Annotated in this window: 17 protein-coding genes and 1 pseudogene; 16 read left to right on the top strand and 2 right to left on the bottom strand. The window is 73.4% G+C overall.

The annotated features are described in order from the left end of the window. Positions 1-21: 21 nt before the first annotated feature. The gene (locus FXF68_RS19765; RefSeq protein ID WP_148761354.1) at positions 22-1,107 is read left to right on the top strand and encodes a Zn-dependent alcohol dehydrogenase; all 1,086 of its coding nucleotides are present in this window, start codon (positions 22-24) and stop codon (positions 1,105-1,107) included. After that, a complete protein-coding gene (locus tag FXF68_RS19760) occupies positions 1,104-2,297 on the top strand; it encodes a CoA transferase (RefSeq protein ID WP_148761352.1) in 1,194 nt (397 codons plus the stop codon). Before FXF68_RS19765 ends, FXF68_RS19760 begins: the two co-directional genes overlap by 4 nt. Before the next feature lie 226 nt (positions 2,298-2,523). Here FXF68_RS19760 and bldD read toward each other — a convergent pair whose 3' ends face one another. Beyond that, entirely contained in the window at positions 2,524-3,018 is a 495-nt protein-coding gene (bldD, locus tag FXF68_RS19755) for a transcriptional regulator BldD (RefSeq protein WP_021597992.1), read from the bottom strand. A 433-nt stretch (positions 3,019-3,451) separates the two neighbouring features. Here bldD and pyrR point away from each other — a divergent pair, with 433 nt between their 5' ends. The 13 genes and pseudogenes from pyrR to metK all read left to right on the top strand — a co-directional run bounded on the left by pyrR (position 3,452) and on the right by metK (position 18,149). Continuing rightward, entirely contained in the window at positions 3,452-4,060 is a 609-nt protein-coding gene (gene pyrR / locus FXF68_RS19750; protein WP_148762339.1) for a bifunctional pyr operon transcriptional regulator/uracil phosphoribosyltransferase PyrR, read from the top strand. Next, positions 4,057-4,998, top strand: coding sequence for an aspartate carbamoyltransferase catalytic subunit (locus tag FXF68_RS19745; protein WP_148761350.1), 942 nt, complete (start codon positions 4,057-4,059; stop codon positions 4,996-4,998). Before pyrR ends, FXF68_RS19745 begins: the two co-directional genes overlap by 4 nt. Beyond that, positions 4,995-6,284: a dihydroorotase gene (locus FXF68_RS19740; protein ID WP_148761348.1), complete on the top strand. Its 1,290-nt coding sequence runs from the start codon at positions 4,995-4,997 to the stop codon at positions 6,282-6,284. The genes FXF68_RS19745 and FXF68_RS19740 overlap by 4 nt, the downstream gene beginning before the upstream one ends. Next, positions 6,281-7,399, top strand: a complete 1,119-nt coding sequence (gene carA, locus FXF68_RS19735) for a glutamine-hydrolyzing carbamoyl-phosphate synthase small subunit (protein ID WP_148761346.1) — start codon at positions 6,281-6,283, stop codon at positions 7,397-7,399. The genes FXF68_RS19740 and carA overlap by 4 nt, the downstream gene beginning before the upstream one ends. Continuing rightward, positions 7,399-10,710: pseudogene (gene carB, locus FXF68_RS19730) on the top strand (carbamoyl-phosphate synthase large subunit); the annotation flags it as partial. The gene carA and the pseudogene carB, both read left to right, overlap by 1 nt. Positions 10,711-10,868: 158 nt before the next feature. Then, a complete protein-coding gene (locus tag FXF68_RS19725; protein WP_148761343.1) occupies positions 10,869-11,756 on the top strand; it encodes an iron-sulfur cluster-binding protein in 888 nt (295 codons plus the stop codon). Further along, positions 11,753-12,733 (top strand): dihydroorotate dehydrogenase, encoded by a 981-nt coding sequence (locus FXF68_RS19720; protein ID WP_148761341.1) that lies wholly within the window; start codon positions 11,753-11,755, stop codon positions 12,731-12,733. Before FXF68_RS19725 ends, FXF68_RS19720 begins: the two co-directional genes overlap by 4 nt. Beyond that, complete coding sequence (gene pyrF / locus FXF68_RS19715) at positions 12,730-13,419, top strand: orotidine-5'-phosphate decarboxylase (RefSeq protein ID WP_148761339.1); 690 nt, start codon at positions 12,730-12,732, stop codon at positions 13,417-13,419. Before FXF68_RS19720 ends, pyrF begins: the two co-directional genes overlap by 4 nt. Before the next feature lie 752 nt (positions 13,420-14,171). Continuing rightward, positions 14,172-14,498 carry an integration host factor, actinobacterial type gene (mihF, locus tag FXF68_RS19710; RefSeq protein ID WP_067463056.1) on the top strand — a complete coding sequence of 109 codons (327 nt, stop codon included), beginning with the start codon at positions 14,172-14,174 and terminating at the stop codon, positions 14,496-14,498. A 94-nt stretch (positions 14,499-14,592) separates the two neighbouring features. Continuing rightward, entirely contained in the window at positions 14,593-15,180 is a 588-nt protein-coding gene (gene gmk, locus FXF68_RS19700) for a guanylate kinase (RefSeq protein ID WP_148761337.1), read from the top strand. A 38-nt stretch (positions 15,181-15,218) separates the two neighbouring features. Further along, a complete protein-coding gene (rpoZ, locus tag FXF68_RS19695; RefSeq protein ID WP_067885052.1) occupies positions 15,219-15,473 on the top strand; it encodes a DNA-directed RNA polymerase subunit omega in 255 nt (84 codons plus the stop codon). Between the two features lie 59 nt (positions 15,474-15,532). After that, on the top strand, positions 15,533-16,753 hold the full coding sequence (gene coaBC, locus FXF68_RS19690) for a bifunctional phosphopantothenoylcysteine decarboxylase/phosphopantothenate--cysteine ligase CoaBC (protein WP_148761335.1): 1,221 nt from the start codon (positions 15,533-15,535) through the stop codon (positions 16,751-16,753). Between the two features lie 202 nt (positions 16,754-16,955). Next, positions 16,956-18,149 (top strand): methionine adenosyltransferase, encoded by a 1,194-nt coding sequence (metK, locus tag FXF68_RS19685; protein ID WP_148761333.1) that lies wholly within the window; start codon positions 16,956-16,958, stop codon positions 18,147-18,149. Positions 18,150-18,257: 108 nt separating this feature from the next. On the opposite strand, the gene FXF68_RS19680 is transcribed toward metK, so the two are convergent. Next, the gene (locus FXF68_RS19680) at positions 18,258-19,946 is read right to left on the bottom strand and encodes an MFS transporter (RefSeq protein WP_246178812.1); all 1,689 of its coding nucleotides are present in this window, start codon (positions 19,944-19,946) and stop codon (positions 18,258-18,260) included. A 134-nt stretch (positions 19,947-20,080) separates the two neighbouring features. Here FXF68_RS19680 and FXF68_RS19675 point away from each other — a divergent pair, with 134 nt between their 5' ends. Beyond that, a complete protein-coding gene (locus FXF68_RS19675; protein ID WP_148761331.1) occupies positions 20,081-22,165 on the top strand; it encodes a primosomal protein N' in 2,085 nt (694 codons plus the stop codon). Positions 22,166-22,174 lie beyond the last annotated feature (9 nt).

Below are 22,174 nucleotides of genomic sequence, written 5' to 3'. Positions count from 1 at the left end.
CCCGGCCGAGGAGAGGCATCCATGGTCAAGGCCGTCGTCGCCACCGGGCCGGACGTCCCACCGCGGGTCCGCGACATCGAACTGCCCCCGGTCGGGCCCGGGGACGTCAGGGTGCGGGTGGCGGCGGCCGGGGTGTGCCACTCCGACCTGTCGATGGTGAACGGGACGCTGGCGCCCGCGTTCCCGCTCGTCCTCGGGCACGAGGCGGCCGGGACGGTCGCGGAGGCCGGCGCGGACGTCACGCGGGTCCGCCCCGGCGACCACGTCGTGCTGAACTGGGCCGCCGCGTGCGGCGAGTGCTGGTTCTGCGGCGAGGGCGAGCCGTGGCTGTGCGGCGCGGCGGAGGGGGCGGTGAGCCCGCCGTCCGGCGCCACGCTGGACGGCGCCGCGCTCCACGCCTGCATGGGCGTCGGCGGGTTCGCCGAGGAGCTGGTCGTCGCCGAGCGGTCCGTGGTGCCGCTGCCCGCGTCCGCCCCGCTCGACCTGAGCGCGCTGCTCGGGTGCGCGGTGCTGACGGGCATCGGCGCCGTGCGCGGCACGGCGGGCGTCCGCGCAGGGCAGTCGGTGCTGGTCATAGGGCTTGGCGGGATCGGGCTCTCGGCCGTCATGGGCGCCCGCCTCGCCGGGGCCGCGACGATCATCGCCGTCGACCGGGGCACGGAGAAGGAGGGGCTCGCCAAGGCGGCGGGCGCGACGCACTATCTGGAGGGCGACCCGAAACTGGCGAAACAGGTCCGCGCGCTGACCGGGGGGCGCGGCGCCGACCACGCCTTCGAGTGCGTGGGCAAGGCCGACCTGATCCGGACGGCCTGGCAGTCGGTGCGCAGGGGCGGCCAGTGCACGGTCGTCGGCGTGGGCTCCCGCGACGACTCCGTCAGGTTCAACGCCCTGGAGCTGTTCCACTTCAACCGGCGGCTGACGAGTTCGGTGTACGGGTCGTCCGTCCCGGACAGGGACGTGCCCCTGCTCGTCCGCGAGATCGAGGCGGGACGGCTCGACCTGTCCACCCTGGTCACGCACCGCATCGGCCTGGACGGCGTCCCCGCCGCGTTCGACCGGATGCGGGACGGCCGCGGCGCGCGCTCCCTCATCGAGATCGGCCCATGACGGCGGGCCCGCTCGCGGGGCTGCGCGTGGTCGAGCTGTCCAGCTTCGTCGCCGCGCCGCTCGGCGGGATGACGCTCGCCCAGCTCGGCGCCGACGTGATCCGCGTCGACCAGGTGGGCGGCGGCCCCGACATCGACCGCCACCCGCTGGCCCCGTCCGGCCGCAGCCTGTACTGGGCGGGGCTCAACAAGGGGAAGCGGTCCGTCGCGCTCGACCTCCGCTCCCCGGACGGGCGCGACCTCGCCGCCGCCCTCGCCGTCGAGGCGGGTGTCGTCCTGACCAACGCGCCGCCCCGCGACGGCCTCACCTACGAGGCGCTCCAAGAGAAGCGGCCGGACCTGATCCACGTCCAGTTGCAAGGACGCAGGGACGGCGCCAACGCGGTCGACTACACCGTCAACGCAGCCATGGGCTTCCCGTCCATCACGGGCCCGGCCGACCACGACGCACCGGTCAACCACGTCCTGCCCATCTGGGACGTCGCCTGCGGCCTCTACACGGCCGTCGGGCTGCTGGCCGCCGAGCGGCACCGGCTGCGCACGGGCGAGGGGCGGAGCGTCCGCGTCGCGCTGCACGACGTCGCGCTCGCCACGGCCGGGAACCTCGGCTACCTCGCGGAGGCGCAGCTCGGCGCGCCGCGCCCTCGGCTGGGCAACGACCTGTTCGGCGACTTCGGCCGCGACTTCGCCACCGCCGACGGGCGGGTCATGGTCGTCACGCTGACGCCCCGCCACTGGCGCGACCTGGTGGCGGCGACCGGGCTCGGCGAGGTGGCGGCCGCGCTGGAGCGGGCCCTGGACGCCGACTTCGGCCGCGCGGGGGACCGCTTCGCCTACCGGGAGGCGCTCGGCGGCGTCCTCGCGCCCTGGTTCGCGTCCCGGACGTGCGCGGAGGTCGAGGACGGCCTGCGCGGGACGTCCGTCCTGTGGTCCCGCTACAGGGATCTCGCGGAAGTCAAAGACGGACTCGGCGGCGAGCCCCTGATGGCCGTGCTCGACCAGCCCGGCATAGGCGAGCACTTCGCGCCGGGCTCGCCGCTGCTGTTCGGCGGCGCGTCCGCTCCACCGAGTCCTGCCCCCACGCTGGGCGAACACACCGAGGACGTCCTCCGCGACGTCCTCTCCCTGTCCCCGCGGCGCGTCGAGGCCCTACGCGCCGCCGGGACGATCGCCGCCCTGCCAGATAGTTAGGTAGGCGAACTAAGGGAGGGGCTGGGCGGCGGGCGGCGTTCGCGGGCTCGTGCCGCCGCTCGCGTTCCTCGGCGTGATGGCGTACTCGCGTACACGATCATCCGGGACGTCGTCCCGCCCGCGAGGACGGCCTCGGCGATCGGGCTCCCCGCGCCTCGGGCGCCGGGCCCGGACGCGAAACGGGGCCCGGCACGACGCCGGACCCCGTCCCGATGGTGCGTGCGGATCAGAACGACTCGACGGCGCGGCGCGCCTCCGGGTCGAGGACGCCCCAGCCGATCAGCTCTTCGGTCAGCTCGGTCGGGGACTTGTCATAGATGACCGCGAGTGAACGCAGGTCTTCCTGACGAATGGACAGGACCTTTCCGTTGTAGTCGCCCCGCTGGCTCTGAATCGTCGCGGCGTAGCGGGCGAGAGGACCGGCCTTGTCTTTCGGAAGCTGCTGCAACCGCTCTAGATCGATCACGAGCTTGGGTGTAGGCCCGAGCGGGCTCGGCGCGGCTCCGCCGGGCAGCAACTCGGAAACCGGCACGCCGTAGAAATCGGCGAGCTCGGCCAGCTTCTGAACGGTGACGGCGCGGTCGCCCCGCTCGTACGAACCCACGACGACGGCCTTCCAGCGGCCACGTGACTTCTCCTCCACACCGTGCAGGGACAGGCCCTGCTGGGTGCGGATGGCGCGCAGGCGCGCGCCGAGAGCCTTAGCGTATTCAGACGGCATTTCGCGGCCCCCAGGCTCACTTTCATCGTCGTCGGACTCCGGCTGGCGCCGGAGGGGAGCCGATTCTCGAAGCCTCGGCCTCAGGAGTGGCCCCCGGGGATGGTTACGGACAGTGACGGTAAAACGGGGAAGCCCACAGGTCAAGCCGATTGGAAAAAAGCGGTCGAATCCGCAGGACTTCGACCTGGGAGCACGGATCGCCCGCAAGCCCGGCGGGTCAGGCGGTCCGGGCCGTTCGCGGGCCCGTTCCCCGGTTTCGGAAGTTCTCCGATGTGACCCCTCTCACCTGCGAAGACGTGAGGCGGTCCGGGTACGGGGCAGGGCGGGCCGGCTGCTACCGTGTCAGGGACATGACGTCCTTTAAGACCCGTCCCGTGAGGCGGGAAAGGAGGTTCAGGCGGTGAATGCTGCCTCCAGCCCGGAACGGCGGGCGGTGGCGCGCGTGGCGGACGGTGACCCCCGGCCCAAGGCCGTTCTGGAAGGTCCCGACATCAGACGCGCGCTGACCCGGATCGCACACGAGATCCTCGAGCGGACCAAGGGCGGCCACGACGTCCTCCTGCTCGGAATCCAGACCCGCGGGGTGACGCTCGCCGAGCGCCTCGCCGGGGCGCTGCGCGAGGTCGAGGGCCGCCCGGTGCCCTGGGGCTCGCTCGACGTGACCATGTACCGGGACGACCTGCGGATGCGCCCGGCCCGCGCGCTCGGCCGCACCGAGGTGCCGCCGGAGGGGATCGACGACCGGGTCGTCGTCCTCGTCGACGACGTCCTGTTCTCCGGCCGGACGGTCCGCGCCGCGCTGGACGCCCTCAACGACCTCGGCAGGCCGCGCGCCGTCCAGCTCGCCGTGCTGGTCGACCGGGGCCACCGGCAGCTGCCGATCCGCGCCGACTACGTCGGCAAGAACCTGCCCACCTCGATGCGGGAGACCGTGAAGGTCCTGCTGGACGAGAACGACGGCCGCGACGAGGTGCTGCTCGGCCCGGTGCCTCCGGCCGACACTCCGGCAAGCACCGCCGCACGGACGGGAGGCGCCCGGTGAACCGCCATCTGATCTCCGCCGCCGACCTGACCCGCGACGACGCCCTCCTCGTCCTCGACACGGCCGAGGAGCTCGCGCAGATCGCGGGCCGGTCCATCAAGAAGCTGCCGACGCTGCGCGGCCGGACGGTCGTGAACCTCTTCTTCGAGGACTCGACCCGCACCCGCATCTCGTTCGAGGCGGCCGCCAAGCGGCTGTCCGCCGACGTGATCAACTTCTCCGCCAAGGGGTCGAGCGTGTCCAAGGGCGAGAGCCTGAAGGACACCGCGCTCACCCTGGAGGCGATGGGCGCGGACGGCGTCGTCGTCCGGCACGGCGCGTCCGGCGCGCCGCACCGGCTGGCGGGCTGGGTCCAGGGCAGCGTGGTCAACGCCGGGGACGGCACCCACGAGCACCCCACCCAGGCGCTCCTCGACGCGTTCACGATGCGCAAGCGGCTCGGCGACCTGGAGGGCCGCAGGGTCACGATCGTCGGCGACGTCCTGCACAGCCGGGTGGCACGATCCAACGTCCTGCTGCTCGACACGCTCGGCGCGGACGTCACCGTCGTCGCGCCGCCCACGCTGCTGCCGGTCGCGATCGGGTCCTGGCCGTGCTCGGTCTCCTACGACCTGGACGGCGTGATCCCGAAGAGCGACGTCATCATGATGCTGCGCGTCCAGCAGGAGCGGATGAACGCGGCGTACTTCCCGTCCGTCCGCGAGTACAGCCGCCGCTACGGGCTGGATGCCGAGCGCATGGCGCAACTGCCCGACCACGCCATCGTCATGCACCCCGGCCCGATGAACCGGGGCGTGGAGATCGCCGCGGAGGTCGCCGACTCGGTCCGCTCGACGATCGTCGAGCAGGTCGCGAACGGCGTCAGCGCGCGCATGGCCGTCCTGTACCTGCTGCTCGGCGGGTCCGAGCCCGCCATCGGCAAGGAGGTCTCCCAGTGAGCGAGACGTACCTCATCAGGGGCGCGCGGATCCTCGGCGGCGAGGCCGCCGACATCCTCGTCCGCGACGGCGCGATCGCCGAGGTCGGCCAGGGCCTGGACGGGTCGGGGGCGCAGGTCGTCGACGCCGCCGGGCTGGTCGCCCTGCCCGGCCTGGTCGACCTGCACACCCACCTGCGCGAGCCCGGCCGCGAGGACGCCGAGACCGTCGAGTCCGGGACGAGGGCCGCCGCCGTCGGCGGGTACACGGCCGTCCACGCGATGGCCAACACCGACCCCGTCGCCGACACGGCGGGCGTGGTCGAGCAGGTCTGGCGGCTCGGCCGCGAGGCCGGGTACTGCGACGTCCACCCGGTCGGGGCCGTCACCCGGGGCATCGCCGGGGAGCAGCTCGCCGAGCTCGGCGCGATGGCCGACTCCGCCGCCCGCGTCCGGGTCTTCTCCGACGACGGGCACTGCGTGTCGGACGCGGTCATCATGCGCCGGGCGCTGGAGTACGTGAAGGCGTTCGACGGCGTCGTCGCGCAGCACGCGCAGGAGCCGCGGCTCACCGAGGGCGCGCAGATGAACGAGGGCGAGATGTCCGCCGCGCTCGGGCTGCGCGGCTGGCCCGCCGTCGCCGAGGAGGCGATCATCGCGCGGGACGTCCTGCTCGCCCAGCACGTCGGGTCGCGGCTGCACGTCTGCCACGTGTCCACGGCGGGCTCGGTGGAGATCCTCCGCTGGGCGAAGAGCAAGGGCTGCCCGGTGACCGCCGAGGTCACCCCGCACCACCTGCTGCTGGACGACACGCGGGCCGGGACCTACGATCCGATCTTCAAGGTGAACCCGCCGCTGCGCACCGCCGCCGACGTCGACGCGCTCCGCCGCGCCCTCGCCGACGGGACGATCGACTGCGTCGCCACCGACCACGCCCCCCACCCGGTGGAGGCGAAGGAGACCGAGTGGGCCGTCGCCGCGATGGGCATGGTCGGCCTGGAGACCGCGCTGCCGGTCGTCCAGGAGGCCATGGTCGAGACGGGGCTGCTCGACTGGGCCGGGGTCGCCGACCGGATGTCGGTCCAGCCGGCGCGCATCGGGCGCCTCTCCGGGCAGGGCCGACCGCTGGAGACCGGGTCGCCCGCCAACATCACGCTGTACGACCCGTCGCCGCGCCGCGCGGTGGACCCGTCGGCCCTGGCGTCCAAGAGCCGCAACACCCCGTTCGCGGGGCTGGAGCTGCCCGGACGGGTCGTCGCGACGTTCCTGCGAGGCAAGCCGACCGTCCTGGAGGGGAAGCTCCAATGAGCGTTGCTCTGCTCGTACTGGAAGACGGCAGGGTGTTCCGCGGGACGCCGTACGGGGCCGTGGGGGAGACCTTCGGCGAGATGGTCTTCAACACCGGGATGACCGGCTACCAGGAGACGCTCACCGACCCGTCGTACGCGCGCCAGATCGTCGCGATGACGTCCCCGCACATCGGCAACACCGGCATGAACGGCGAGGACCCCGAGTCGGCCCGCATCCAGGTCGCCGGGTACGTGGTGCGCGAGCCCGCGCGGGTGGCGTCCAACTGGCGGGCCACCGGCTCGCTGGGCTCGGCGCTGCGCGACCAGGGCGTCGTGGGCATCGCGATCCCCGGCACCCGCGCGCTGACGCGGCACCTGCGCGACAAGGGCGCGATGCGCGCCGCCATCTTCAGCGGGTCGGCGGCCGTCGCGCCCGGCGAGGACGCGCTGCTCGAACGGGTGAGGCAGAGCCCCTCGATGGAGGGCGCCGACCTCGCGCGGGACGTCTCCACCAGCGAGCCGTACGTCGTCCGCGCGCAGGGCGAGAAGCGCTTCACGGTCGCGGCCGTCGACCTGGGCATCAAGGCGATGACGCCGTACCGGATGTCCGAGCGGGGCTGCGAGGTGCACGTCCTGCCCGCGACGAGCACGGCCGAGGACATCCTCGCGCTCGACCCGGACGGCGTGTTCTTCTCCAACGGCCCGGGCGACCCGGCCGCCGCCGGGTACGCGGTGGACGCGCTCAGGGGCGTCCTCGACGCCGGGACGCCGTTCTTCGGCATCTGCTTCGGCAACCAGATCTTCGGACGCGCCCTCGGCCTCGGCACCTACAAGCTGAGGTTCGGCCACCGGGGCATCAACCAGCCCGTCCAGGACCGGACGACCGGCCGGGTCGACGTGTCCGCGCACAACCACGGCTTCGCCGTGGACGCGCCGACGGACGGCCCGTTCGACACGCCCTACGGGCCGGCCGAGGTCAGCCACGTCAACCTGAACGACGGGTGCGTGGAGGGGCTGCGGCTCCTCGAACGCCCGGCGTTCAGCGTCCAGTACCACCCGGAGGCCGCGGCGGGCCCGCACGACGCGTCGGGCCTGTTCGACCGGTTCCGCGAGCTGATGGAGGGGCCGAGGTAATGCCGCGCCGCGAAGACCTGAACTCCGTCCTGGTCATCGGCTCCGGGCCGATCGTCATCGGCCAGGCGTGCGAGTTCGACTACTCCGGCACCCAGGCGTGCCGGGTGCTGAAGGCCGAGGGCCTGCGGGTGACGCTGGTCAACAGCAACCCCGCGACGATCATGACGGACCCGGAGTTCGCCGACGCCACCTACGTCGAGCCGATCACCCCGGAGGCCGTCGAGAAGATCATCGCGCGGGAGCGGCCGGACGCGCTGCTGCCGACGCTCGGCGGCCAGACGGCCCTGAACACCGCCATCGCGCTCTACGAGGCGGGCGTGCTCGCCGAGTACGGGGTCGAGCTGATCGGCGCCGACGTGGACGCGATCCAGGCCGGGGAGAACCGCGAGAAGTTCAAGGAGGTCGTCGCCAAGGTCGCGCGCGAGCGGGGCCTGAACGCCGAGTCCGCCCGGTCGGTCATCTGCCACACGATGGACGAGTGCCTCGCCGCCGCCGGAACGCTCGGCTACCCGGTCGTCGTGCGCCCGTCGTTCACGATGGGCGGCGCCGGGTCCGGCTTCGCGCACGACGAGGACGACCTGCGCCGCATCGCCGGCGCCGGTCTCGACGCGTCCCCGACCACCGAGGTGCTCCTGGAGGAGTCGATCCTCGGCTGGAAGGAGTACGAGCTGGAGGTCATGCGCGACCGCCACGACAACGTGGTGATCGTGTGCTCCATCGAGAACCTCGACCCGATGGGCGTCCACACCGGCGACTCGATCACGGTCGCGCCCGCGATGACGCTGACCGACCGCGAGTACCAGAACATGCGGGACGTCGCGATCGCCGTGATCCGCGAGGTCGGCGTCGACACCGGCGGCTGCAACATCCAGTTCGCCGTCCACCCGGGCACCGGCCGGATGATCGTCATCGAGATGAACCCGCGGGTGTCGCGGTCGTCGGCGCTCGCGTCCAAGGCGACCGGCTTCCCCATCGCGAAGATCGCGGCGAAGCTCGCCATCGGCTACACGCTGGACGAGATCCCGAACGACATCACCCGCGAGACGCCCGCCTCGTTCGAGCCCACCCTCGACTACGTCGTGGTGAAGGTGCCCCGGTTCGCGTTCGAGAAGTTCCCCGGCGCGGACGGGACGCTCACCACGCACATGAAGTCCGTGGGCGAGGCCATGGCCATCGGGCGCTGCTTCACCGAGGCGCTGCAGAAGGCGCTGCGGTCGCTCGAGCGGAAGGGCTCGTCGTTCAGCTGGGCCGGCGAGGCGGACGCGGCCGAGCTGATCGAGTCCGCCCGGCGCCCGCACGACGGGCGGCTCCGGGACGTCCAGCGCGCCCTCTGGGCCGGGGCGAGCCTTGAGGAACTGTACGAGGCGACCGGCATCGACCCGTGGTTCCTCGACCAGATCTCCGCGATCAACGAGGTCGCCGAGGAGATCCGCACCTCCGACGACGCGCTCACCAGGGAGAAGCTGGTCCGCGCCAAGCGGCACGGGTTCTCCGACGCCCAGCTCGGCGAGCTGCGCGGGCTGTCGGAGGAGGTCGTGCGGGAGGTCCGGCACGCGCTGGGCGTGCGTCCCGTGTACCTGACCGTCGACACGTGCGCCGCCGAGTTCGAGGCGCGGACACCGTACCTGTACTCGGCCTACGACGAGGAGACGGAGGTCCCGCCCGGGGCCAAGCCGAAGGTCATCATCCTCGGCAGCGGGCCCAACCGGATCGGGCAGGGCGTCGAGTTCGACTACTCCTGCGTCCACGCCTCGTTCACGCTCGCCGAGGCGGGCTACGAGACCGTGATGGTCAACTGCAACCCCGAGACCGTCTCCACCGACTACGACACCTCCGACCGGCTCTACTTCGAGCCGCTCACCCTGGAGGACGTCCTGGAGGTCGTCCACGCCGAGCAGCAGTCCGGCGAGGTCGCGGGCGTGATCGTCCAGCTCGGCGGGCAGACGCCGCTGGGCCTCGCGCAGAAGCTCAAGGACGCCGGCGTCCCGATCGTCGGCACCTCGCCGGAGAGCATCCACCTCGCCGAGGAGCGGGGCGCGTTCGGGCGCGTCCTGCACCGCGCCGGGCTGCTCGCGCCGAAGCACGGGACGGCCTCGTCCTACGAGGAGGCCCGCGAGATCGCCGCCGAGATCGGGTACCCGGTGCTCGTCCGGCCGTCGTACGTGCTCGGCGGGCGCGGCATGGAGATCGTGTACGACGACGTCACGCTGGAGTCGTACATGGCCCGCGCGACGGAGGCGAGCCCCGAGCACCCCGTCCTGGTCGACCGCTTCCTGGACGAGGCCATCGAGATCGACGTCGACGCCCTCTTCGACGGCGAGGAGCTGTACCTCGGCGGCGTCATGGAGCACATCGAGGAGGCCGGCATCCACTCCGGCGACTCGGCGTGCGCCCTGCCGCCCATCACGCTGGGGCACGACGACATCCGCCGGATCCGGGAGGCGACGGAGGCGCTCGCGCGGGGCGTCGGGGTGCGCGGGCTGATGAACGTCCAGTACGCGCTGTCGGCGGGCGTCCTGTACGTGCTGGAGGCGAATCCGCGGGCGTCCCGCACGATCCCGTTCGTGTCGAAGGCGACGGCCGTGCCGCTCGCGAAGGCCGCCGCCCGCGTCATGATGGGCGCGTCCGTCGCGGAGCTGCGCGCCGAGGGCATGCTCCCGGCGGCGGGCGACGGCGGGAGCCTCCCGCTGGACGCGCCCATCGCGGTGAAGGAGGCCGTCCTGCCGTTCGACCGGTTCCGCAACGAGCGCGGGCAGGGCGTCGACATCGTCCTCGGGCCCGAGATGCGCTCCACCGGCGAGGTCATGGGCATCGACGAGGTGTTCGGCACCGCGTTCGCCAAGTCGCAGCAGGCCGCCTACGGCGGCTCCCTGCCGACCAAGGGGCGGGTGTTCGTGTCCGTCGCCAACCGCGACAAACGGCACATGATCTTCCCCGTCAAGCGGCTCGCTGACCTGGGCTTTGAGATTCTTGCCACGGAAGGGACCGCGGAGGTCCTGCGCCGCAACGGCGTGCGTGCCAAGATCGTGCGCAAGCACAGCGAAGGTCCGGGCCCGGACGGCGAGCCCACGATCGTGCGGCGCGTCCTCGACGGCGAGGTCGACCTCATCGTCAACACTCCCTTCGGCAGCCCCGGCCAGTCCGGGCCGCGGCTCGACGGCTACGAGATCCGTACCGCGGCCGTGCTGCGGGGCGTACCGTGCGTGACGACCGTGCAGGGCCTCGCGGCCGCGGTGCAGGGCATCGAGGCCGTCGCGGGCGGGCAGGTCGGCGTGCGCTCCCTCCAGGAGCACGCCGAGCGGCTGAGCGGCGCGCACGGCCGCACGGGCGCGCCCGCCCCGGACGGAGCCCCGGACGCAGACCCGGTCGGAGGCCCGGCGGAGGGGTGAGACGAGCGGGCGGGCCGGGGGGACGGGCTTCTCCGTCCCCCCGGCCCGCCCGGCGCAACGCGACGAGGAGAGGGTGACGGGTGTCCGACACGCCGGTGCAGACGTCGGCGACGGTGCTGACGGTCCGCCAGGTGCAGGACTACCACGCGATGACGCTGGTGGCCCCGGCGATCGCCGAGCGGTTCAGGCCCGGCCAGTTCGTGGCGCTCGCCGTCGGCGGGGAGCACACGTCCCGGCTGGTCCGGCGGTGCTTCGGGGTGCACGAGGTCAAGTCCGACTACGGCGGCACCGTCGAGCTCGTGTTCGCCGACACCGAGCCCGGCACGGCGTGGCTCGCCGGGCGCCGCTCCCGCGACCAGATCGACCTCGTCGGCCCGCTCGGCCGCCCCTTCCGGCTGCCCCGCGACCCGGTGAGCTGCCTGCTCGTCGGCGGCGGGCCCGGCGGCGCGGCCGTGTTCGCGCTCGCCGACACGCTGCTGCGGCGCGGCTGCCAGGTGCACTTCGTGCTCGGCGGGGCGTCGGCGAAGCAGGTGTTCGGCTCGCGGATGGCGCAGCGCATCGGCGACTCCGCGACCGTCGCCACCGAGGACGGCTCGATGGGGGAGCGGGGCACGGTCCGCGACGTCCTGCCCCGCGTCATCGAGGAGACCGGCACGGACGTCGTCTACGGCTGCGGGCCCACCGGGCTGCTCCGGTCCGTCACCCAGGCCGCCTCCGAGTTCGGCCTCCCGTCGCAGGTGTCCGTCGAGGAGTTCCTGCAGCGGACGGGCGCCTGCGGCATCGGCGTCTGCATGACGTGCATGCTGCCCGTCCACGGCGACGACGGCGTGACCCGCATGGTCCGCGCCTGCGCGGACGGGCCCGTCCTGCGCGGCGACCGCGTCCGCTGGGGCGACCTCGGGACCATCCCGTTCGACGCGCTCGGCGCTCCGCGGGTCCTGAACCTCTCCGAAGGGGGCGCGCAGTGAGCGACCGGGTCCGGACCACGCTCGGCCCCCTGGAGCTGTCCAACGCCGTCATGACGGCCTCCGGGTGCGGCGGGACGGGACGCGAACTCGCCCAGTTCTTCGATCTGACCCGTCTCGGGGCGTTCGTCACGACGTCCGTGATGCCCCAGGCGCGCGCCGGACGGCCCACTCCGCGGGTGACCGAAACCCCCAGCGGACTTCTGACCGCAATGGGGTTGCCGGGCCCCGGGATCGAAACTTTCCTCGAACGCGACCTGCCGTGGCTCATCGAGCAGGACGTCCGCACGATCGTCTCCGTCGCGGGCAACAGCGTCGAGGAGTACGGCGAGCTCGCGCGCCGCCTGCGCAACGTGCCGGGCGTCGCGGCGATCGAGGTCAACATCGCCTGCCCCAACGCCGAGGACCGCGGCCGCATGTTCGCCTGGCACCCGTCCGCCGCCGCGTCGGTGGTGCGGGCCGTCCGCGACCACGCCCGGCCCGGCGTCCCGGTCTTCGCCAAGCTCGCCCCGGACGTCACCGACATCGTCACCATCGCGCTGGCCTGCGTCGACGCGGGCGCGGACGGCCTCACCCTGATCAACACCATGGAGGCCATGGCGATCGACACCGACACGCTGCGGCCGGCCCTCACCGGGGTGTCGGGCGGGCTGTCCGGGCCCGCCGTGCGGCCGCTCGCCGTCCGCTGCGTCTACCAGGTGCACGCCGCGCTGCCGCGGACGCCCATCATCGGCGTCGGCGGCATCGCCACCGGCCTGGACGCGCTGGAGTTCGTCCTGGCCGGGGCGTCCGCGGTCGCCGTCGGCACGGCCCTGTTCCACGACCCGGGGGCCGTCCCGCGCGTCCTGCGCGAGCTGGACGAGGCCCTCGCCGCCCGCCGCATCGACCGCCTCGCCGACGCCGTGGGCCTCGCGCACAAGCCCGCCGGGTACGTCCCGCCCCAGGTGCGCCCCCAGGAGCCCGAGAAGGAGAGAACGTGACCGCAGCTCCCATCGCCGTCGCGCTGGACGCCCCCGACCTGGAGACGGCCGCCCGCTGGGCCACCCTGGTCACGCCGCACGTCAGCACCGTCAAGGTCGGCCTGGAGCTGTACCTGCGGTACGGGCCGGACGTCGTCGCGAGCGTCCGGGGCGCGAGCCGCGTCCAGGTCTTCCTCGACCTGAAGCTGCACGACATCCCCGCGACCGTGCGGGGTGCCGCGCGCGCCGTCGCCCGGCTGAAGCCCGACTACCTGACCGTGCACGCCGCCGGGGGCCCCGCCATGATCCGCGAGGCGGTGGCGGCGGTCCCGGCCACGAAGATCGCCGCGGTGACCGTGCTGACCTCGCTGGGCGACGCCGACCTCGCCGCGCTCGGCCTCGCCGGGCCGGCGCCGGACGCCGTCCGGCGGCTCGCCGCCCTCGCCGTCGGGGCGGGCGCGCGGGCGCTGGTCTGCTCGCCGCGGGAGGCCGCGGCCGTCCGCGCGGAGGTCGGCCCTGACATCGCGCTCATCACCCCGGGCGTGCGCCCGGCGGGGTCCGCGACCCAGGACCAGGCCCGGGTCGCCACCCCCGAGGCCGCCCTGGCCGCGGGCGCGGACCTGCTCGTCATCGGCCGTCCGATCACCGGCGCGCCGGACCCGGGGGCGGCCGCCGCCGCCATCGCCGCCAGGCTCCGGAAGGTGTAGCCCGTCGCCGAACCCGGCGGCCCAATTAACGCAGTGGACACCCTTTTCACGGGGGCGTTCCGAGACACGTCGGACCGCCCATTGTGGTTTTAGTCGCATGCGAATACCGAGATCGCGCGGAGATCTGACTCATCCGCATTGACTTACGCACCGAACGGTGAAGTCGTTCACGCGGTGCGGCGATTCGCGCCGGGGACGCCGGCCGGCGGGACGCCGTTCGTTCCGCGTTCGTGTGGTGCCCTGCGCGCGGGCGGGGGAGCTGCTGCGGCGGCGGTGGCCTCCGGGGTGGGAGTCGATCTTGGCGGGTGGCGTGTTGTCGAGGATGACAGTTGAGGGTGCGTCGCGACGTGCGGAACGGCACGGCGTGACGAGCGTCACTCGGTCGGGATCAGTTGTGGGAGACCTCACAGGCCCGCCCCGGGGCCGCGCCCCGGGCCGGTCGGGCGAACCGGCGGGATCGCGGCGGAACGGCCCCCGCCGGGCGCGAAGCGTAACGGGCGAAGGGTAGCCAGTGCCGCATATGGGGTTAGATAGGGGGGATTTTCACGATCATGCGAAAGTCCCAGCAAGGCGGGGGGATGGGCCGCCGCGACGGCCGAGATGTGTACACTCGGTATTGAGGACACTCCAGGGAGTGATTTTCATGAATTTGTGGCGGGCTAAACGGCACTTCACGTTGCCTTATGGGTGGTGAACTCGCTAGTTTCCCAACCCGTCCGACTCCGTCGAGTGGAAACCTGAGGTGACCCGGCGTGGCTCTTCCGCCCCTAACCCCCGAACAGCGCGCCGCAGCCTTGGAGAAGGCTGCCAAGGCTCGCAAGGAGCGGGCCGAGGTTAAGAACAAGCTCAAGCACGGGGGAACCTCGCTCGCCGAGGTTCTCAAAGAGGGACAGGCCGACGACGTCATCGGAAAGATGAAGGTGTCGGCCCTCCTTGAATCGCTGCCCGGTGTGGGCAAGGTCCGTGCGAAGCAGATCATGGAGCGTCTGGGCATCGCCGAGTCCCGCCGTGTGCGGGGCCTCGGCGCCAACCAGCGCGCATCCCTGGAGCGTGAGTTCGGCGGAAGTGCGAACCGCTGACGCGCGACTCACGGGCGGGCGCGGCGGCCAGGCCGCCGCGGCCGGCTCGGGTCGACCCGAGCCCGGCTCCATCCCGCCCGACTCCGGCGCGCCCATGGCCGCGCCGGAAGGCTCCAGCGCCCAAGGCCCGCTCGCACGACGGCTGACGGTCCTGTCCGGACCGTCGGGCGTCGGCAAGAGCACGGTCGTCGCCGAGATCCGGCGCTCACACCCCCGGGTGTGGCTGTCGGTCTCGGTGACAACCCGGGCCCCCCGCCCGGGTGAGACCGAGGGTGTGCAGTACCACTTCGTCGACGACGCCGGTTTCGACCGGCTCGTCGCCGGAGGCGAGCTCCTCGAATGGGCCGAGTTCGCGGGGAACCGCTACGGGACCCCGCGCCGGCCCGTCGAGGAGCGGCTCGGCCGCGGTGAACCCGTGCTCCTGGAGATCGACCTCCAGGGCGCCCGGCAGATCCGCGGCACGATGCCCGAGGCGCGGCTCGTCTTCCTCGCCCCGCCGAGCTGGGAGGAGCTCGTCCGCCGCCTCACCGGGCGCGGCACCGAGCCCCCCGACGTCATCGAGCGGCGGCTGGACGCGGCCCGCGTCGAGCTGGCCGCCGAGAAGGAGTTCGACGTCACGCTGGTCAACACGTCCGTGCGGGACGTGTGCGACGAGCTGCTAACCTTGATGGCTGTCCAATAGCCGAGATCCCTCGGCGAGACCTATCGGAAGGCCACCGAGTGGCAACCAGCAGTGAGGGCATCACCAACCCGTCGGTCGACGAGCTCCTTGAGGTCGTCGACACCAAGTACGGTCTCGTGAGCATCGCGGCCAAGCGCGCCCGGCAGATCAACGCCTACTACGCCCAGCTGGGCGAGGGCCTGCTCGAGTACGTCGGCCCGCTCGTCGAGACCCAGGTCCAGGAGAAGCCGCTGTCGATCGCGCTGCGCGAGACGCGCGAGGGCCTCCTGAACGCCGAGCCCATCGAGGGCTGAGCACCGGCCCGGGCGACCCCGGCGCGTGCGCGCGCGACGCCTGGTGGAACAGTGTCGGCATGACCTCCCGTAAGCCGCGCGTCGTCCTCGGCGTGAGCGCCGGTATCGCCGCGTACAAGGTGTGCGAGCTGCTCCGGCGGCTCACCGAGTCGGGGCACGACGTCACCGTCGTCCCCACCGAGGACGCGCTCCGCTTCGTCGGCGAGCCCACCTGGGCGGCCCTGTCCGGCAACCCCGTCTCGGCGCGGGTGTGGGACGGCGTCGCCGACGTTCCGCACGTCCGGCTGGGGCAGAGCGCCGACCTCGTGTTCGTCGCCCCGGCGACCGCCGACCTGCTCGCCCGCGCGGCGCACGGGCTGGCGGACGACCTGCTCACCAACACCCTGCTCACCGCGCGGTGCCCGGTCGTGTTCGCGCCCGCGATGCACACCGAGATGTGGGAGCACCCGGCGACCCGGGAGAACGTGGCGACGCTCCGGGCCCGCGGCGCGGTCGTGGTCGAGCCCGCGTCCGGCCGCCTCACCGGCAGGGACACCGGCCCCGGCCGGCTGCCCGACCCGGCGGAGCTGTTCGAGGTCGCCCGGCGCGTCCTCGCCCGCGGCGCCGCGCCCCGCGACCTCGCCGGACGGCACGTCGTCGTCTCGGCGGGCGGCACCCGGGAGGCGATCGACCCCGTCCGGTTCATCGGGAACCGGTCGTCCGGCCTCCAGGGGTACGCCCTCGCCCGGACGGCGGTGGCCCGCGGCGCCCGCGTCACGCTCGTCGCCGCCAACGTCGCCCTGCCGGACCCGGCCGGGGCGGACGTCGCGGCCGTGACCTCGGCGGAGGAGATGCGCGCGGCGGTGCTGGAGGCCGCGGCGGACGCCGACGCGGTCGTGATGGCGGCGGCCGTCGCCGACTTCCGCCCGGCCGGGTACCGGGGCTCGAAGATCAAGAAGACGGACGGCGCGGAGCCGGAGCCGATCCGGCTCGTCAAGAACCCCGACATCCTCGCCGAGCTGGGCCGGGAGCGGCGCCCCGGGCAGGTGGTCGTCGGGTTCGCGGCCGAGACCGACGACGTGCTCGCGAACGGCCGCGCCAAGCTCGCCCGCAAGGGCAGCGACCTGCTCGTCGTCAACCAGGTCGGCGAGGACCTGACCTTCGGGCGGCCCGACAACGCGGCGGTGGTCCTCGGCGCGGACGGCTCGCGGACCGATGTTCCGCGGGGCGCGAAGGAGGCGCTGGCCGACGCCGTCTGGGATCTCGTCGCCGAACGCCTGCCGGCCCCGCCGCGCGACTGATCATCGGCTGGCGGGCGGGCGCCGGGAGGGCCGCCGGTTCCGGGGAAGAGGCCGGTCATGCCTGCGGCCGGGGATGATCCCGCTAGACTTGCGGCCCTAGCATGCGTGGGGAAGACCGGCGCGGGGGCGTCTCCGGGCCGAAACTCGAACAAGTATCCGTCCTGCGACGTCAGTCAGCAGCCGCTGCAAGGAGTGCGCGTACGTGTCACGCCGCCTGTTCACCTCCGAGTCCGTCACCGAAGGACACCCGGACAAGATCGCGGACCAGATCAGCGACGCGATCCTCGACTCGATGCTCAAGGACGACCCGAAGAGCCGGGTCGCCGTCGAGACGATGATCACGACCGGTCAGGTGCATGTGGCCGGTGAGGTCACCACCGAGACCTATGTGGACATCCCGGGCGTGATCCGGGAGAAGATCCTGGAGATCGGCTACGACTCGTCCAAGAAGGGCTTCGACGGGCACTCCTGCGGCGTGTCGGTGTCCATCGGCGCGCAGTCGCCCGACATCGCGCAGGGCGTCGACGACGCCTACGAGACCCGCGAGGGCGAGGGCGTCGACGACCTCGACCGGCAGGGCGCGGGCGACCAGGGCCTGATGTTCGGCTACGCCACCGACGAGACGCCCGAGCTGATGCCGCTGCCGATCACGCTGGCGCACCGGCTCGCCCAGCGGCTGTCGGCGGTGCGCAAGAGCGGCGACGTCCCCTACCTGCGGCCGGACGGCAAGACGCAGGTCACGATCGAGTACGACGGCGACCGCGGCGTCCGCCTCGACACCGTCGTCGTGTCCAGCCAGCACGCCCCGGACATCGACCTCCGCGAGCTGCTGACCCCGGACGTCAAGGAGCACGTCGTCGACCCGGTGCTCGGCGAGTTCGACCTCGACACCGAGGGCTACCGGCTGCTCGTCAACCCGACCGGCCGGTTCGAGATCGGCGGGCCGATGGGCGACGCCGGGCTCACCGGCCGCAAGATCATCGTCGACACCTACGGCGGGATGGCGCGGCACGGCGGCGGCGCGTTCTCCGGCAAGGACCCGTCCAAGGTCGACCGGTCCGCCGCGTACGCGATGCGGTGGGTCGCGAAGAACATCGTCGCCGCGCAGCTCGCCCGGCGCGCCGAGGTCCAGGTCGCCTACGCGATCGGCAAGGCCCACCCGGTGGGCGTGTTCGTGGAGACGTTCGGCACCGAGAACGTCGCCCCGGAGAAGATCGAGAAGGCCATCGCGGACGTGTTCGACCTGCGTCCGGCCGCGATCGTCCGCGACCTCGACCTGCTCCGCCCGATCTACCAGCAGACCGCCGCGTACGGGCACTTCGGCCGCGCCGAGCCCGACTTCTCGTGGGAGTCGACGGACCGCGCCAAGGCCCTCGCCTCCGCCGCGGGCCTGTGACGGCCTGAACGCATCGCCGAAGGGCCCCGGGGACCGAGTCCCCGGGGCCCTTCGCGTGCGTGGGTGGGTCCGGTCGTGCGCGTGGGTCCGGTCGTGCGGTTGGGCCGGTCAGGGCTCGCAGTGGTTGCCGCGGTGGAGGGCGTAGCGGGCCGCGATCGTGTAGCGGCCGGGGCGGTCGGCCTTCAGCCGGACGAAGTCGCCCGCGCGCTCCAGGCACGCCTCGCCGCCCGTGACCCTGAGCCACGGCGACCAGGAGACCCGCATGAGGACGGACCCGCTGGACGGCATGTCCACGACGAGCTTGCCCGCGTTCAGCTTGGCGACGGACGCGGGGGAGTCCACAAGCGGGGTCGCGCGCAGGACGCGGAACAGCCGCCAGTGCTCGTCCCTCCAGATCTCCGTCAGGTACGGCTGGCCCTTCTCCACGAGGGCGGCCTCGTCCCGGGCGGACCAGTCGACCTCCTGCTCGGGCAGGACGACGTACTGCACGGCCCACTTGTCCAGCCACTGGCGGTAGGACTCGGCCGTCAGCGCGCCCTCCTCGTAGAAGAGCTCGTGGCGTTCGGCGTCGACCTGGCGGTTCCAGCCGCGGGCGAGGATGAAGTCGCGTCCCAGGCCGGACGCCTCCCAGTGGGAGCGCAGCGGGACGACCTCGATGCGCGAGTCGCCGGCGCCGAGCGCGACCAGTTCGGTGGACAGGCCGCTGCCGTGCCGGGCCGCGGTGGCCGCGGGCTCGGTGTGGATCAGGTCGTCGACCGGTTTCACGACCTGCCAGGACGCGGTGACGATGAACGCCAGCGACAGCACGCCGATGCGGATCAGTCCCTGCGCGCGCGCGACGGCGGACAGCAGGAACATCCCGCCGAACAGCAGCGAGAGGCGCTCGACGTTGCTGCCGACCGGTGACGGGATCAGCCAGGTCAGCGCGATGCCCGCCAGGTAGACCCCGGCGCCGACGCGGACGAGCCGCCATTCCTTCGGCGCGCAGAGCAGCATGGCCACCACGCTGGCGAGGCACGGCAGGACGATCGCGGTCAGCGAGATCGGCTGGACGCCGCTGAACGGGAACAGCAGGCTCGTCGTCCCGACGACGATGGGCGGCCCGGCGGCGATGCAGATCCCGGCGCGGCGGCGCCCGGTGAGGAACAGCGCGGCGGCGAGCACCATCAGGAACAGGCCCGCGACCGGGCTGGCGAGCGTGGCGAGCAGGCCGAGGCCGACCATCCCCGCCGCGCGCAGGGCGGGCGTGCCGCGCGGGGTGAAAGCCATGATCGTCGCCATCAGCGCGAACGTCAGGCCGAGGCCGAACGTGACCCGTCCGGACGCGGAGTTGCAGGAGAGCGCGAACGCCGCCCACAGGGACGCGGGCAGCGCGACGGGCGCACGGAACCGCTTGAGCAGGGCCCCGGTCAGCGCGGCGGAGAGCGTGCCGCAGACGACGGCGACCGTGCGTATCCCGAACACGGCCATGAGGTACGGCGACATGACGCTGTAGGACGCGGGGTGCATCCCCCCGTACCAGGCGAAGCTGTAGGCCGAGGTGGGGTGCTCCCAGGCGAAGTCCGTCCAGGCGGCCTGCGCGGCGAGGTCGCCGCCCTCGGTCGCGAGGTAGAGCGCCCACACCAGGTGCAGCACGCCCGCGGCCACCGTGGCCGCCACCACGGGGTGGCGCGGATTGGCCCACTTCCGCCAGTTCCTCCAGGAGAACGGCGGGGAGGAGCGGGGCCGCCCCCGCTTGGCCTGGGCGTCCGTCCGCTCCTGAGTGCGCGCGGTGTCTGGAGTATGAGCTGTGGTCATCGCCTGCACGGGCTCGTGGGACGGAGCGGGCGCGAAGGGGATCGGGCAATGGGCCAACGGGACGCGCGCCCTGTTGATCGGACCAACACTAGCGCGCGCGGTCGACTGTCGGGTTGATCTGGTAGGACGGGGGCGTGACCAAGGACGGCGGCGGAACGGACCTGATCCCGGGGCTGGACGAGCTGCCGGGCGCGCCCTCCGCGAAGCCGCGCGCGGCGGCGAAGGGCCGGCCGCCGAAGAAGGGGGCGCGGCGTCCCGCCGAGGAGTCGCCGGTCGCGCGGATCGCGGTCGACATGTCCCTCCCGCACCTGGACCGTCCGTTCGACTACCTGGTGCCCGCCGAGATGGACGCCAAGGTCGTCCCGGGGTGCCGGGTGCGGGTCCGGTTCGCGGGGCAGCTCGTGGACGGGTTCGTCCTGGAGCGGGCGGCCGAGAGCGACCACGACGGCAAGCTGCTGTTCCTGGAGCGGGTGACGTCGTCCGAGCCCGTCCTGACGCCGGAGGTGGCGGCGCTGGTCCGGGAGGTGGCCGACCGGTACGCGGGGACGTTCGCCGACGTGCTCCGGCTGGCCGTCCCGCCGAGGCACGCGCGGGTCGAGGCGGAGACCGCGGCCGAGCCTGAGGGGGATGGGGTCGAGCCACCCGGAGACGACGACATCGGCGTGTGGCGCGAATATCCGGCAGGAGCGTCGTTCCTCGGCGCCCTGGCCGAGGGCAGGGCGCCGCGCGCCGTCTGGACGGCCCTGCCCGGCCCGGACTGGACGGCCGCCGTGGCGCGGGCCGTCGCGACGACCCTGCGCGGGGGGCGCGGCGCGCTGGTCGTCGTCGCGGACGGACGCGACGTGGCGCGCGTCGACGCCGCCCTGCGGGCCGAGATGGGGGAGGGCCGCCACGTGGCGCTCACGGCCGAGCTGGGGCCCGCTGAGCGGTACCGGAGGTGGCTCGCCGTCCTGCGCGGCACGGCGCGGGCGGTGGTCGGGACGCGCGCCGCGATGTTCGCGCCCGTCGCCGATCTCGGGCTCGTCGTGCTGTGGGACGACGGCGACGACGTCCACGCCGAGCCGCACGCCCCGTATCCGCACCCGCGCGACGTCCTGGCCCTGCGTGCGCACCGGGCCGCCGCGGGGGCGCTCATAGGCGGCTTCACCCGGACCACGGACGCCACCCTGCTCGTCGAGTCCGGATGGGCGCACGCGCTGAGCGCGGACAGGACGCGTATCCGCACGGCCATGCCCCGCGTCCGGTACGTGGGGGAGGACGCCCAGCTCGCGAGGGACGCCGCCGCCCGTACGGCTCGCCTGCCCAACGTCGCGTTCGAGGCGGCCAGGGGGGCGCTGGAGGAGGGGCCCGTCCTCGTCCAGGTTCCCAGGCGCGGGTACGTCCCGGGCGTCGCGTGCGGACGCTGCCGTACGCACGCGCAATGCGTGGCATGCCAGGGGCCCCTGGCGCTGACGTCGTCCCACGCGGCCCCGCACTGCCGCTGGTGCGGGCGGATCGCGGGCGACTGGCACTGCCCCGAGTGCGGGTTCTTCCAGTTGCGGGCCGTGGTGGTCGGCGCCAAGCGGACGGCCGAGGAACTGGGCAGGGCGTTCCCGGGCGTGCCGGTGCGCACGTCCGGACGGGAGTCGATCCTTGAGCGGGTGGGTCCGGAACGGGCTCTCGTGGTGTCGACGCCAGGCGCGGAGCCGCCCGCCGAAGGCGGGTACAGCGCGGCGCTGCTCCTCGACGGGTGGGTCCTGCTCGGGCGCCCGGATCTGCGCGCGGGGGAGGAGACGCTGCGGCGGTGGATGAACGCGGCGTCGCTCGTCCGTCCGCAGGGGCCGGTGGTGGTGGCGGCGGAGGGGTCGCTGCCCACCGTGCAGGCCCTCGTCCGGTGGGATCCGGTGACCTACGCGGAGCGGGAGTTGGACGAGCGCAGGCAGGTGGGGTTCCCGCCCGCCGCGCGGATGGCCTCGCTGACCGCGACGCCGTCCGCCATACGCGAACTCCTGGCCCTCGCGAGGCTGCCCGACGGCGCGGAGGTGCTGGGGCCGGTGCCCGTTCCGTCGGCGCCGCAGGCCGGGGGCGGCGCGCCTGAGAAGGAGCGCGCGCTGATCCGCGTTCCGCGCGCGACCGGGCCCGCTCTCGCGCGCGCCCTGAAGGAGGCGCAGGGCGTTCGCAGCGCGCGGAAGGCGGCGGAGACGGTACGAGTCCAGATCGACCCCCTGGAGTTGATCTGACCAATAGGG

This window comes from Actinomadura decatromicini (assembly GCF_008121305.1).
GTDB lineage: Bacteria > Actinomycetota > Actinomycetes > Streptosporangiales > Streptosporangiaceae > Spirillospora > Spirillospora syzygii.
Note: the sequence above shows the minus strand (reverse complement) of the source record. Positions and strands in the feature narration are given on the sequence as shown.